The following is a 15,011-nucleotide window of genomic DNA, read 5'->3' on the forward strand; positions in this document are numbered from 1 at the left end:
GAAGCATGAGCAGTCTGAAGTTGAATCGTCGCGGATTTCTGGCAGCCTCCACCGCGACAGTCGCCTTGCGACCCTGGTCTCGGGTGCTGGGAGCCAACGATGAGATCCGCGTTGCGATCATCGGCGTGAACGGCATTGGCCGAACCCACCTCAAGGGATTTCCGACGATCCCGGGTGTCCGGGTGGTTGGGGTGTGCGATGTCGATTCGGCAGTGCTCGACGCGCGGGCTGCGGATTTCGAGAAGGAACACGGCCCCATCAAAAAATACAGCGACCTCCGGGCGGTGTTCGACGCCCCCGACGTCGATGCGGTGGTGCTCGCGATTCCGAATCACTGGCACGCGCTGGCCACCATCTGGGCCTGCCAGGCGGGCAAAGATGTCTACGTGGAAAAGCCCTGTTCCCAGAACATCTGGGAAGCAGGGCAGATGATGCAAGCGGCCGAGAAGTACAATCGCATTGTGCAGGTCGGGATTCAGCGTCGCAGCCTCGGCTACATGCAGGACTGGTTCCGCGAACTGCGGGAAGGAGCCTTGGGGAAGATCCAGTCGGTGCGGGCACTGTACTACTCGCGTCGGGAACCGATCGGCAAGGTGCTCACTCCACAGGCCCCGCCGGCCACCGTCAACCACGATCTCTGGTCAGGACCCGCGCCGCTGGAAATCTGGCGTCAACGTTACCACTACGACTGGCACTGGTTCTGGGACATCGGAAACGGGGAGCTCGGAAACAACGGCCCGCATCTCCTCGATCTGGCCCGCACCGTTTTGGGCGTGACCGAATTTCCCCGCAGTGTCTGGAGCATGGGGGGACGCTATGACTGGGATGACAACGGCGTGACTCCCAACACGCACATCATTCACTACGGCTACGAGCCGGCCCCGATCGTGATGGAAATCCGGAATCTGCCCGAGCGTGCCGGAACTAAACTGAACACGAAGTATCGCGATCTGGGCGTCGGCATTGTCGTCGACTGCGAAGAGGGGAGCTACGTCGGGTTCGATCAAGGGACCGTCTTCGACAAGTCAGGTCAGCCCATCCGGAACATCAAGGGAGATCTGGGGGCTGATGCAGGTCGCCAGTTCCACCGGCAGAATTTCATCAACGCAGTTCGTTCTCGGAACGAAGCGGAATTGAACTGCAATCTGTCGCAGGGACATCTGTCGTCGAGCCTGTGTCACCTGGGAAACATTTCGCAGCGGATTGGCGAAGAAGTTCCCTTCGGTCTGGCTCTGGAACGGATTCAATCCGATGTCGTGTTCGGTGATTCCGGACGCCGCATGGCCGAGCACCTCGCCGCTAACAATCTTCCGGTCGACGGATTGAAAATTGAACTGGGGGCCGCCTTGCAGTTTGATCCCCAGTCTGAAAAGTTCCCGCAGTCACCGGCGGCCAATGCCCTGTTGCGGCGCGATTACCGGGCTCCTTACACGGTTCCCGAGAACGTCTAGAACAGCCCCCTTGTGTCGGAAACCCGCGATTTCATGGCAGCGCTTCAACTCTCGAAGCGCTGCCATTTTCATTCCAGCCGATGGAGTTCGCTCCCCCCTCCGGAATCGGTGCGGCCCCATAATCGCTTGATCAGGCCAACATAAGCATCAGTTGATTTTTATTGCTCGTATCCACCAGAATGAAATCCTGCCTGATTCTCTATTAATACGTTCCAGCCACTTTCCCCCCCGCAACGACCGCCTCGCAAGCTGCCAAGGATCTGCAAGTCATGATGTCCCTCAAGAAGACCTGCACTGCGTTGATGGGATTTTTGTTAGCTTGGCACGGGTACTCCGTCGCTGCCGTTGCAGAAGACACCTTGCCGCAAACGGGCACACTCCCGGCGGCTCCGGCTTATTCCGAAGAGCTGGTGACCAGACTGGTTACGGATTCCGCCAAAGGGGATCCGGAACGAGGGGCAGCGGTGTTTGCTTCCGCGAAGTTTGCCTGCATCTCCTGCCATCAGGTTGGGGAACATGGAGGAAAGATCGGACCGGAACTGACGAAGCTGGCAGAGAAGCGGCAGCCAGCGTACATCGTCGAGTCGCTCCTCTGGCCCAAGCGGCAGATCGAAAAAGAGTTCGCGGTCCATCGCGTCGTCACCACCGAAGGACAGGTGTATCAGGGTTTTTTGAAGGAAGAAACCAAGAAGAAACTCGTGCTGCGTAACCCGGCAACGGGCGAAACCCAGACCATCCCCGTCGATGACATCGACGCCCACACCTCTGGTGAAACCCTGATGCCCGAGGGGCTGATGTCTGGGATGTCGGCGGAGGAGCAGACCGATCTGATCGCCTTCCTGACGCATCTGGGAGGCCCTCAGAGTTTTCCGCTGGCGAAAGCCAACGACCTGTTTCTGAAGGCCACTGCCCATGCGCGGGGCCCGACGAAATTCGAGTTCAAAGCGGGTCCCATTCAACCTGAAAAGTGGCCGCACCATACCGCACCGGTGAACGCCTATCGGCTCTACGACTTCTACGAGAAGCAGGCGGATTACTTTTACCGGAAGAATCCTGTTCCGCCGTTGCTGCAGGAATGGCCGGGACTGGAGCACGGCACGAGCAAGGTCCACTACCGCGAAGTCTATAACGAAGTCGATTCCCGTTGGGATGAAACCGACATCCGGCCGGTACTCGCAGGGGTCTACCGGGAAGAATCCCTCGAAATTCCCCGCGCCGTCTGCGTCCGGCTGGGCGAGAAAGGGGACATGGGGGTTTGCTTCAATCCGCAAACACTCTGCTACGAAGCACTCTGGTCGGGTGAGTTTCTGAAACTCGCGGCCGAACGCCATGGCCTGATGGGGGGGCTGAGAGCAAAAGGCAAGCTGCTTCCCCGCCCGGAGGGGACTTCTCCGACGGAACCGTTTGTCTATCACGGCTACTACCGCCACGGAGATCGAATTCTGTTCTCCTATCGCATCGGCGATGTCGACTACCTCGATTCCCCGTGGTCCGAAGGGGGAGAGTTCCAGCGTTTTCTGGCACCAGCCTCTGAACACCCACTGCGCCACCTGACTCAGGGAGGAGCTGCGTTCTGGCCGGATGTCATCACCTGTCCAATTGAACTGGACACCGCCCGCCCCTACGCCGTGGATAACATCCCCTTCCCGTTCGAGAATCCTCACAAGGATCTGATGTTTGGAGGGGGAGTCGCGTTCCTGCAGGATGGAGCCGCACTCGTCTGCACCATGCAGGGAGATGTGTGGCGGGCTGAAGGGTTCGCTTACCCGTCGCGGGAAGTCCGCTGGCGCAAGGTCGCATCGGGGATGTTTCAGGCTCTGGGAATCGTTGCCGATCACGATGGCGTATTCGTGATCGGTCGCGACCAGATCACCCGGCTGCACGATTTGAACGGCGATGGCGAATACGACTTCCACGAGTGTTTCTGCAATAGCTACGTGACGTCGACTTTCGGTCACGACTTCATCTGCGGTCTCGAACGGGATGCCCAGGGGAATTTTTACACCGTCTCCGGCAATCAGGGATTGCTGAAGATTTCGCCCAATGGCAAGGAAGTGACCGTCATCGGTAAGGGGCTCCGTAATCCTGACGGCGTGGGGGTGATGACGGACGGAACGGTCACGACCCCGTGCTCGCAGGGAAACTGGACTCCGGCCTCGATGATCTGTGCCGTCGCACCCGACAAGATGCCCAAAGACGCCCAGTCACCGGTCCTGCATTTCGGCTTCGGGGGCCCGCGCGACAAGCAGCCTCCCGAGCTTCCACTCGTTTACCTGCCGCGAGGACTGGATAACTCCAGTGGCGGACAGACCGTTGTCGACAGCGACCGCTGGGGACCGCTGCAGGGACAGTTGCTGCACTTCTCGTTCGGTGCCTGCCGGTATCACATGATCTTGGTCGATGAAGTCGACGGCCAGCGTCAGGGAGCGGTGGTCCCGATGTACGGCGATTTCCTCTCGGGAGTTCATCGTGGAAAATTCAACCCTCACGATGGCCAGCTGTACGCCGTCGGCCAGGGAGGTTGGGGAGCATTCACCGTGCTGGACGGCTGTCTGGCCCGGGTTCGTTACACCGGTGATGACGTCCAGCTGCCGGTTGGCTTTCACGTCTTCCAGAACGGAGTCCGTGTTGATTTCTCCAGTGAGCTGAACAGCCAGATCGCAGAAGATGTCGCCAATCACTTTGCCCAGTGCTGGAACTACCGCTACAGCGCCTCCTACGGCTCGCCGGAGTTTTCCCCCTCACAGCCCAATACTCCGGGACATGATCCTCTGAAAATCACTTCGGCACATGTCCTGAGTGGGGGGAAGTCTCTGTTTCTGGAAATTCCGGAGCTGCAGCCGGTGAACCAGCTCCAGTTAAGGCTGCGGATTGATGATCAGGACCCTCAGGATCTGTTCCTGACCGTGCACAAGCTCGATCAGCCGTTCACCGGGTTCAGCGGCTACACGCCCATCGCCAAGACAGTTCGTCCGCATCCGATTCTGGCCGACATGGCTTATGAGGGAAAGAAGGTGCAAAATCCCTGGAAGAAGGCGATCAAAGGAAAGGAGGCCCGCAAAGTCTCTGTCAAAGCGGCGGGAAACCTGCAGTTTGAACCCCGTGTTCTGAAGGCTGAAGCGGGCGAGACCCTGCAGATCAGCTTTGACAACGCCGACGTGGTGCCGCACAACTGGGTGCTCATCAAACCAGGCAAGCTTGAGTCGATCAGCAATCTCGCGGCCCTGATGACCAGTGATCCCGATGCCTATCCCAAGCAGTACATCCCGAAGACGGGGGACGTTGTGGTCTACGCAGACATCACCGATCCGGGTAAGAAGTCGAACATCTACTTCACCCTCCCGACAACGCCGGGCGATTATCCTTATGTCTGTACCTTCCCCGGACATTCCACAGTGATGCACGGCATCCTGCAGGTTCGTAAGAATAAGAAGTAGTAGAGAATCGGCAAAATCCTGTACGCCCTGCCTCCCCTTTGCCGGAACCACCGTCAGGGAGGCGGAGCAATGATTTCTCAAGTCCTCGATCCGTCTCGCTCCTCGCTGACTCTCATGCACGTCCAGATTATCGGCTGCGGATATCTTGGATTGCGTGCAGCCCGAGGCTGGACGGGTACCCATCGGGTCAGCGCACTGACCCGTTCTCCCGATCGCGCCCGGGAATGGGAGAGGACCGGAATTGAGCCGGTGCTCGGGGACCTCATGCAGCCTGATTCACTCCGGCAGCTCCCCGACTGCGATCTCTGCCTGTATGCCGTCGGCCACGACCGCAACAGTCCACACAGCAAGCACGCTGTCTATCTCGACGGCTTGCGACATGTGCTGACAGAGTATCGTTCACGCGAAGCATCTTCCGGAACAACGAAGCTCCCCCGGTTGATCTATATCTCCAGCAGCAGCGTCTATGGACAGGAGCAGGGGGAACTTGTCAACGAGGACTCGGCGTGTACCCCCACGACCGAAGGGGGGCAGATTTGCCTCGCGGCCGAGCAGGTCGTGCGAGAATTCTATCCCGTGGGCAATTCGGTCTCTTCGAATCGGGCGACGATTCTCAGGCTTTCGGGAATTTATGGACCGGGACGCCTGATTGGCCGCATCGATCAGCTTCGGCAGGGGATTCCACAGGGGGCGAACCCCGACGCCTGGCTGAACCTGATTCATGTTGACGATGCCGCGCAGGCCATCTGGAAACTCGCCGCTGCCCCGTCCGCGGAGGACCTGTATCTCCTCAGCGATGAACGGCCGCTGCGTCGTCGCGAGTTTTATGAGGCTCTTGCAGCGGCAGTGCAGGCTCCCCCGCCCCGGTTCGCGGAAGCGGCGGAATCGCCGGTCAATAAACGCTGCGACAGTCGTCGCATCCGGGAGCAGTTGAACCTGCAGCTGACATGGCCGAACGCTCTGGACGCGTTACCGCAACTGCTCGCGGAGATGACAGCACTGTGACGGGACGCCTGAATCAAGTCCCCGCCGGGTTCGGCCAGCCGACGCACTGCTCTGTTGAAATGATCTCTTGAAGCCGGGCGTTGGTGACGCTCCAAGTCGGAACAGTGCCAGACCCGTCCACACATGCACCTTGACCTTGCTTCGTTGTCGCTGCGGACAGCCCGCAAGGATGTCGAGCCATCCTCGCACAAGAACAGTTCCTGCACGTTCACCCGGGCACAGCCCAGCTCCTGCCTGGTGCTGCGGGCCCATTTGCAGACCACGAATCGCGCGGGTGGATTGAGTTTCTGGAAGCCTCAAGTGAGGTGCAGAAACGGTTGGGGGCTGCCGCGATTGCCGCACGACTCTGCGCTCAAGAAGTATGAAGTCCGCAGCGACATCCTGCAGATTGGGGCTTGTCTGCTGCTGGAGCTGGAGCGGCCGTTCCATCCGGCGGTCAGAGAGGCTGTGATTAACTCGACCGGCCGGAAGACGACGTCGGACAGTGCGCATGATCGGTCGCGCAGCGGTTGCCAGCGGAAGAAGTTCATCAAGGTCTCGGTGTGTGTGCTGGGCGGATCACTACTGCCCGGCAGCCTGGCGCTGAGTCTGAGACCGGGCAACGACGGGTCTGCTCCCCATTTTGTGATCCATCGTGTTTGGGAGTCTCAATGGTCGGGAATGGCTACCCGATAAGCCGCATCAATTGAAATGACGCAATGGATGGGAGAAACTCTCACGTTCGTCTGAATTGTACCTGCCCTGCCGAAACACACATGGGTCTCATCGATATCGCGCCGACACTTCTCGTCGGGAGTCACTGAGACCGGAGCACCGCAATGACTCATGACAAGACCGGCGGAAGCTGGCACCGGAAAGTGTTGCCTTATTACTTCCTCGCCGTTGTGGTCGCTCTCTCCCGTCTCTCCGATGTGCAGGCTCAAAGCGCCAAACCCGGGCCGACTTTGGCGAATGTTTCCTATGGGCCGCATGAGCGGAACGTCCTCGACTTCTGGAATGCAGAGTCGGAGCAGCCCACGCCGGTAGTCATCTTCATCCACGGTGGCGGGTTTGCGGTGGGGAGCAAAGAGGGAATTCAACCAGGGACGCTCAAGAGGCTGCTTGACTCCGGCATCTCAGTCGTGGCGGTAAACTATCGCTATTATCAGCAGGCGGCTCTGCCGGCCGCGTTGCACGACTGCCGTCGGGCGTTGCAGTTTGTGCGGGCGCATGCCGAAGAATGGAATATCGACCGATCACGTATTGGAGCATTCGGAAGCTCAGCCGGTGCGGTGGCCTGTATGTACCTCGCATTTCACGACGAGATGGCGAATTCGGAGAGTGCAGATCCGGTCGAACGAGAATCCACTCGCCTCACTTGCGTCGCGACAACTGCTGGCCAGACGACATTAGACACTGCGTGGTGGGTTGCCAATATTCCGGGGTGGAGTGGGAATCAGGGGAAGACCGGAGATAACCATGCAGACGGTCGCTGGGGCTGCAGCTGGGAAGATTTTCCGGAGCTGATCCAGGAGGCGTCCGCCTTGAATCTGATTTCACAAGACGATCCACCCATCTGGATGCGCTACAATATGAGTCCCGAAGACCAGCCCCCGGCCGATCGGAACGAGGCACGCAGCTGGAAAGTTCACCACGTCGCATTCGGTCTGGCATTAAAGTCAAAAATGGATGAACTGGGGCTCGAATCGCATCTGAGATACCCGGGCTCAGACAAAGAAAAGTCTGACACCCTTGAAATGTTTCTTGTGGACAAACTCCGCAACTCGGGTTCTGTACATTCCCGGTGATCGGGGCTCCTTACGGATGCGTTTTGGAGCCTTGATGAAGCAGAACAGGCTCCGCAAGAGCGAGCGTTTATCATACGACGCCGCCCCGGAGGGGGGACTCGCGCGGGGAACCCGTACTCACAGCCCGTTGAAGTTGACAGGATTTTGACTTGTCGGGGAATGAATGGGCGTTGCGGGGTGATTTCCAGTCGAGGGACGGGAATGGTCCTTGAAGTGCGGTTCTCACTGTCGGTGAAGACAGAGCGATCCTCAGGACGGTCCAGAGCAGAATGCAGGTTCTCCAGAGTGCCCGCATGCGGAAGGACACACCCGGCGGTATTGACATCCGACCGGTCCGTTCAATCCACAACCGCCAGCAGTCGATCAGAGGTGTCAAACACAGGAGTGAAATTCACCAGGCTGTGAGGGGTGACGTCGTGATCAACGATCAGATGCAGATCGAGGTCAGCAGGTGTCTGGCGCCAAGCTGCTTGAAGACCTTGATCCACTCCTCAGGGCGACGACGTGGCATGCAGTCGGCAATGATCTTCCCTTCCGCCAGTTCCATTGCTGCTAACAGAGTGGTCGTTCCGTTCCGTTTGTAATCGTGTGTCACTGTCTTCGGCGTCCAGGATCAAACGGCAGGCTTTTCTGCATGCGGTCCAAGGCTTGAAGCCGGCTTGTCTCGTCACAGAACAGCACCAGGGCATGCTCGGGGGGATCGGGAGACCGTCCCACGAAATCCACCTCGTACTCCGCAAATTTCGGATCATTCGAGGCCTGCAGGTTTGGTGACACACTCCACGTGTCGATCCTTCCGAAATAGCGATGCACCCATTCGGCGTCGTAACTGGGCAGAGGCAAACAGCTTCTGCGGCGGGTGGACTTCGCTGGCTGGGACCAGCACGTCTGCTGCTTCGGCCTTGTTGTTGCCGGGTCCCCAGCTCACTGACAAACCACTCGGAATTAGCGATCCCGCCGGCACACAGACTGACACCTTGATGAACATCTTTCGCTGCCGACCGCTCCGCGACTGATCAGGGGCGCTGGCGGAAGTCGTCTCCAGGCCGTTTCGCACTCACCCAGCATTGAACACCCGCCACTTTCCCCGCCACGTGACTTTGCTAATTCCCCCAGAATCGGAATTGTTTCCTGTCCGGCGATCCAGTAGTTTCACGTTGAAGTTCTGTAACGGGCCGGACAACTTTTACTCGCGGGCTTTCCACCGTATCAGCGTACCGGTTGGAAATTGATCGCAGGGCTGGGCCAATCCCTGTTCGCACGGGCAACATTGCGTCGGGATGTGGGGGGCGATACGCCTGCCCACCGTTTTCACATGTAGCACCAAGGCCTCCGCGCCAGGCGTGCGCGCCTGTTCATTACTCTGGGAATCGTCTGATGGCAAGCTTCCTCTGGCTCGATGGTCTGGTTTGGCTGCGAAACCTGCAGTGTGCCGCTCGGCGTCGTCGAAGCCACATTTCGGCGGAGGGCCGATGGGCTACGGAATCGCTTGAATCTCGAGTCTTGCTTTCTGCGATGGGCAGCCTGGGAACACCCTCGCGAGGGCTCGGCACAAACACTGAATGGCCGGAAGACAAGGAGGAAGATCAAGCAGATACCCCGGTCGAGGTTGTTGGAGCTTTCTTGACCTCAGGCGGAATTGGAGACAAGAGAAACGACGATTACACAGATGTGATCCAGGGATTTCTCGACACATGCGCCTTTGCTTCCTCGCTTTCGGCAGCGGCGCGCACTCCCTTGCCGCTGGCGAGCCGGATCTCCATTCTGACGACAATCGGAAAAACAGTCACCTACCAGGTAGCGCTGTACAGCCAGAACTCTCAAGGCCAATGGGTTTCTCGGAACCAGCAGGTTTCAATCACCGGGGGACTAGACGAGAAAGATCTACGGCCAGGGGACGGCAATGAGATCTGGCCCGCGATATTTCAACGGGCTTACCTTGACCTTTGCGCTGCGACGAAACTGAACTACCGCTCTGCTGAAACGGCCTTGGGAGTGTTGTATGGGGTCAATTCGACGACAGTTACTGTGAATGGCAAGTTGGATCAAGCGAAACAGATCCGAAGCGCCCTCCAAGCGGGCTCGCCTGTCGTTGTCGGGACCAAGGATTCAACCTCGCGGTATCTCAACGGGGCGAACGGAATCGTTGCGAATCATGCCTACACCGTTATCGGGATCGAAATCCCAAGCAACGGTGATCTGAAAAAGACATACATTTCTCTCAGAAACCCTTGGGGAATCGATGCCGAGCTCCAACAGTTCGATGCCAATGGAGATGGAAAGATTTCTGATGTGGAAAGGGATAAGTGGGGAACCGGTCTCGATGGCGCAAACGATGGTCTCTTGCGAGTTCCGTGGAGCGTCTTCTCCGAGAGTTTCGATCATACCACGATCGCTAATTACACAGGCCCGGACATTAACTCGCCGCTGCCTATCAATCAGCTGGTGAAGTTCACGACCCCAAATCTGGGGACCTTCACAGTCTTTGAAGGCCAGACACTCAAAGTGAACCTGAAGGCAGTCGACCCCGAGGGAAGATTTGTTTACTACACGCTGCTTTCCAAACTCGGCTCGGTTCATCCGCAAACCGGTGTCTTTTCCTGGGAACCACCGGCCACAACGGCGGGGAAAAGTTTTACGGTTCGTGTAAAAGCCGACACAAATGGCAAAGATGCGGCGACGGTCGCCTTCCTGGTGAAGGTCGTTTCCGCCAAGCCGGTCATTACCTCATTGCAGGTATCTCCCGGCTCGATCAAGCAGGACGGCTCCGAGCGACTGACGCTCACCGCGAAGGGGGTTTCCACAATTACCGGGAAAATTGACCACGTCGAGTTCTGGCGGGACGCAGACAACAACGGCAGTTTCAATCCGCAAATTGATGTCTTCCTGGGCAACGGTCTCCAATCCGGCACTGACTGGGCCTGGTCAGGTTATGTCGGTGGACTGTCTTATGGGAGCCAGACCTTTTTTACGAGAGCAGTCCGCTATTCGTACACCGATGAGTTCTGGAGTGCGACCCGGGCCGTGTCCGTCACGACAACACCGGGAGACTTTGTCACCCCGGTTGCGGTGACCAACCAGACTCAGACTCGAGTCCCCTCCCCCCTGAGCGGGATGGAGGTGCTTGACCGGACCCAGGATGACGCGGGAAACTCCTATTATCTCCTGCTGCAAAAGATCCAGGTGAGTCCGGCACCAAATCCGCAGTTTGTCTCGTTTTTAAACATTGCCAAATACAATTCCGAAGGTGTCTCCCGCGGAGTCCATAACCTGGGGCTTGCTCCAGGACTGTGGAAGTTTGTGGCGAATGCGAACGGGACGTCTGCCATTATTTTCCAAAGTGGCAACGATCTCTATGCAGTCACCCTGTCAGACACGCTGGCAGTCGTAGCGAGTGGAAAAGTCTATGCAGGGCCGAAGACTGATGAAGTCATTGAGCGGATTGAAGCGGTCAGTGACGCCACCGGCAATATGATGATCGCATTCCATAAAGGAGGCTATTTCCAAGAAGACATCTATGCCTTATCCGTTGCTCGTGATCTGACTGTGAAAAAGGCTGCCTGGCGTGTCAATGGGCATACCGCTTCCATGCAGAAATACCCGACGCTGGCCATGAACAGCAAGGGGGAGGGGGTGATTGCCTGGTCTGATTTCGATCAGAACAAGGTGATCGCACGTCGCGTGACAGGCTATGGGCAAACGGCCGGAGGGGAGTTTGTCGTTGCGAATTGGGCTCAGGCCGACACTGAAATCGGATCGGCGATCCGCGAGAACGGTGAATTTACAATCGCGTGGCCACAATCCGTGTCTGCCGACGCTGAGTCATTGGGCATTTTTCTGCAGAATTACAATGCCTCTGGCGAGGCGACGGGGGGCGTTGTCCGCGCCAGCACGTTTCGTAGCGGAAGTTTCTTCCGACCACGGATTGCCTTTCACTCGTCAGGATGGATGGTGGTGGGCTGGGACAACAACAACAAGCCAGTTGGAGGTGCAGTCAACGATTATGGTGCCTTTGCCCAAGTCTTTGACGGCAATGGACTCAAAGTGGGGCCCGAGTTTGCGCTCCCCAGTACTGTGGAGGGCAATCAATTTCTCAAGGAACTCAAGTTTCGTGAAAGTGGAGAGATTACCGCATTCTGGAACCATTCTCAGCTCAGCTCTTCTCCGATCTCGGAGTATTTCTCCAGGAGATGGACGGTCGATTTTGCTCCAGCCTTTAGCGGTATGACGTCGTTCACACTGCCGGAGAATAGTGTGGCGGGGACCCTCGTCGGGACCGTCCAGGGATTCGACTATAATCCTGGCAGCACGTTGACCTACGAAATTCTGGGGGACAGTCCGTTTGTCATCGAGGCGACGACCGGCCAGGTGCGAGTTAAGCCCGGCAGTGTTCTGGACTATGAAAGGGACCCACGTATTCCTGTTTCGGTCCTGGTGACGTCTGTTTCGCCTGTGGTCGTTCCTGTCAAGAAGACTGCCGTGACGACACTCACCGTGAACCTCACCGATCTCAATGAGGCGCCCACTCTCTCGACGACCACAACTACATTTTCCTATTTCAGTGGGGAGCAGCTGCTGCTGGGGTTAGGCATCGAGCTGACGGACCAGGACAACCGCTCGTTTCTGGGAGGCATTCTTTCGGTTGCGATTACGGCCAGTCCGGGAAGTACTGACAGACTGAGTCTTTCTCCGACCCTGGGAGTGCAGGTGAGCCAGGATGGCTTGCTCACTGTGAATTCTGTGGAGATTGGCCACGTTATCAGCATCGGTTCAGCGACAAGTCCATTAAGTATCGAATTCAATGAAAATGCGACGCGGATTTTAGTGGAAGTCGTGTTGCGGAGTTTGCAGTTTAGCATCCAGGCTCAGAGCTTTTCTCGAGCAACGCGGTCCATCACGGTCAGCCTGACGGACGGGTCTGGTGGCGACAGCAACCCGCTCGTGTTCAGCGTGACACCTTCTCCACTCATTCTCCCTGGGGTCATCTCGGTCCCTGAAAGTACGGCGAAGGGTAAAGTGATTGCGACCCTGACTGTTCCAGGAAGAGTGTTGACTTCGCCGGCCTATACTTTGATCTCCGGCGAGGGATCTGAAGACAACAGTCAATTCACCATCAGTAAGGATCAACTGAAAACCAAGAACCCGCTCGACTTCGAAAAGAAGCGGACATACTCGATTCGAGTCCAGGTTAAGGACAAGTCAGGCCAGATTGTTCAAGAAGTGCTGACGATCAATGTAACAGACGTCAATGAGAAGCCCACAGCTTTAGTCCTGTCGAAAACATCAATTGCCGAGCAGAATGCGATTGGTGCTGTCATTGGAAACTTGTCCACCACGGATCCAGATGCTGGCGAGACATTCACGTATTCTCTCGTAGGAAGTTCCAAAGACAATGCCTTCTTTAAGATCGTGGGAAATCAACTGATCGCGAATACTGCTTTCGACTTTGAGGCCAGGAAGAAATACAGCATCACCATTCGAACGTCGGATCAGGGAGGACTTTTCCTCGACAAGACGTTTTCCATTACCATCACCGATGTGAATGAAGCCCCAACGGATATCAAACTCTCCAAGACGGGAGTCAAGGAAAATGCGAAATCCGGAACGACGATTGGATCCCTGTCCGCGGTTGATGTCGATGGTAAGTCGCCTCGATTCACGCTGGTCTCTGGCGAAGGGTCGGCTGACAACGCGTTTTTCACAGTCACCGGGACAACTCTCAAGACGAATGCCATCTTTGATTTTGAATTGCGGAGTGCATACTCCATTCGAGTCCAGGTGACCGATGCGGGGGGGCTGAGTTATGAAAAAATCTTCCTCATCACCATTGTGGATGTTGTGGGGAAGTGACTTTGCTTGCTGAAAACAGATCGTGAGCACTGTTTTTTTGTTGCCCCGTTGAAAGCAGGTCGTGTGTCAGGGGTTTTGTGAGGTGTTAACAGCCTGGTGAATTTCACTCCTGTATTTGACACCTCTGATCGACTGCGGGCGGTTGTGGTTTGAACTTCTCAGGGAGAGACCGGGATGGGGTTGGGGAAGCGGGAAGAGTCGCGGCAACAGGAGTTCTGGACTCCGACAGCGAGTCTTTCCAAAGGGCCGGGGCATGTCTTTGATGACAAGCTCAACCAGGTGCTTGCCCAGGCGGGGTTCGACAAGATTCTCGAAGACCTCTGCGGGCCTTATTACGCCAGAACCGGCCGGCTGTCGATACCGCCGGGTGTGTCCTTCCGCATGCTGCTGGTGGGTTACTTCGAAGGGATCGACTCGCAACACGGGAAGAAGAAGGTTTCCAACGAGGACTGAGAATCTCCCAGCGATCCGGATGCCTGCATCATCAAGATGAAGGATGGCCGCACCCATCTGGGTTACAAAGCCGAACATGTCGTCGACCTCGAGAACGAAATCGTTCTCTCCGCCACCGTGTACCAGGGGACGCAGAGTGACGCGGGAACACTCATTGAAAGCGTGGTGAACGCCCAGCGAAATGTGATACTGGCGGAGCGAGACGCACCTGGCTGCGAGGTCTTGAGAAGGTCAACAAGCGCTACCAGATCGTCGTCGCTGCGAGGAACCTGGGCCTCCTGCTGCTCATAGCGTTCGGCATCGGCAAGCCGAGACACCTGCAGGGCGGACTCGGGGCTGTGCTGGCACTCTGGAGAACCTGCATTCTGCTCTGGACCGCTCTGAGAAGCTGGCTGCGCTCACTGACGGCAAAAACAACTCTTTAAGCGTCGATCCAGTCCCTCGACTGGAAATCCACCCCGCAACGCCCATTCATACCCCGACAAGTCAAAATCCTGTCAACTTCAACGGGCTGCGAAACATCCCAAGATCGGGACCTGGTTGAAGCGGCACACAAGCTCTTCCACATCCATCCTCATCCCGACCAGAAGTTGCTGGCTGAATGTGATGGAACGGTGGTGTCGGTGCATCACGCAGAACCGGATTCGCAACGGCGCCTTTCAAAGGGTGGAGCCACTGCAAGCAGCCCTCCGGTCGTCCATCGACGATCACAATGTGAAGCCGAAATCCTTGTCTGCTGTCTGCACAAAAAAAGCCGAAGATATCCTCGAAAAAGTCAGCCGGGAAAGGAAGACTCTGAATAAGAGCCAATCTGCGTGAGACACGACACTCGGGGGTAGTCCTTTTCGACGGTCATTCTGCGCGAGGGGTCGGACGATTCCCCTGGCTCCCCGGCGCCGAACCCTGCCGACTGGCTTGGAATTCGGACACTCATTCACGACGATGGGGAAAAGTCGTGATTCAGTGCGGCGTGCGCACCGACCGATCCGAATGACGCATCTTCAAGGATAGGAGACGCGTCACCGAAC

8 protein-coding genes are annotated in these 15,011 nt (G+C 57.1%); 7 read left to right on the forward strand and 1 reads right to left on the reverse strand.

The window, feature by feature from the left end; genetic code table 11:
- The first annotated feature begins 5 nt into the window (after positions 1-5).
- The 5 genes from SH664x_RS11875 to SH664x_RS11895 all read left to right on the forward strand — a co-directional run bounded on the left by SH664x_RS11875 (position 6) and on the right by SH664x_RS11895 (position 7,680).
- Positions 6-1,451, forward strand: a complete 1,446-nt coding sequence (locus SH664x_RS11875; protein WP_437201166.1) for a Gfo/Idh/MocA family protein — start codon at positions 6-8, stop codon at positions 1,449-1,451.
- A 269-nt stretch (positions 1,452-1,720) separates the two neighbouring features.
- Positions 1,721-4,888 carry a DUF6797 domain-containing protein gene (locus SH664x_RS11880; RefSeq protein WP_437201168.1) on the forward strand — a complete coding sequence of 1,056 codons (3,168 nt, stop codon included), beginning with the start codon at positions 1,721-1,723 and terminating at the stop codon, positions 4,886-4,888.
- Between the two features lie 69 nt (positions 4,889-4,957).
- Entirely contained in the window at positions 4,958-5,893 is a 936-nt protein-coding gene (locus SH664x_RS11885) for an SDR family oxidoreductase (protein WP_437201170.1), read from the forward strand.
- A gap of 123 nt (positions 5,894-6,016) precedes the next feature.
- Positions 6,017-6,568, forward strand: a complete 552-nt coding sequence (locus SH664x_RS11890) for a hypothetical protein (protein ID WP_437201171.1) — start codon at positions 6,017-6,019, stop codon at positions 6,566-6,568.
- A 143-nt stretch (positions 6,569-6,711) separates the two neighbouring features.
- Positions 6,712-7,680, forward strand: a complete 969-nt coding sequence (locus SH664x_RS11895) for an alpha/beta hydrolase fold domain-containing protein (protein ID WP_437201173.1) — start codon at positions 6,712-6,714, stop codon at positions 7,678-7,680.
- 427 nt (positions 7,681-8,107) lie between these two features.
- On the opposite strand, the gene SH664x_RS11900 is transcribed toward SH664x_RS11895, so the two are convergent.
- Positions 8,108-8,275, reverse strand: a complete 168-nt coding sequence (locus tag SH664x_RS11900) for a hypothetical protein (protein WP_437201175.1) — start codon at positions 8,273-8,275, stop codon at positions 8,108-8,110.
- A gap of 782 nt (positions 8,276-9,057) precedes the next feature.
- On the opposite strand from SH664x_RS11900, the gene SH664x_RS11905 reads away from it, so the two are divergent.
- Positions 9,058-13,530 carry a C2 family cysteine protease gene (locus tag SH664x_RS11905; protein WP_437201177.1) on the forward strand — a complete coding sequence of 1,491 codons (4,473 nt, stop codon included), beginning with the start codon at positions 9,058-9,060 and terminating at the stop codon, positions 13,528-13,530.
- Positions 13,531-13,704: 174 nt separating this feature from the next.
- Positions 13,705-13,983 (forward strand): hypothetical protein, encoded by a 279-nt coding sequence (locus SH664x_RS11910; RefSeq protein WP_437201179.1) that lies wholly within the window; start codon positions 13,705-13,707, stop codon positions 13,981-13,983.
- Positions 13,984-15,011: the final 1,028 nt, after the last annotated feature.

This window comes from Planctomicrobium aquicomposti (genome assembly GCF_051466325.1).
Taxonomy (GTDB): Bacteria; Planctomycetota; Planctomycetia; order Planctomycetales; family Planctomycetaceae; genus Planctomicrobium.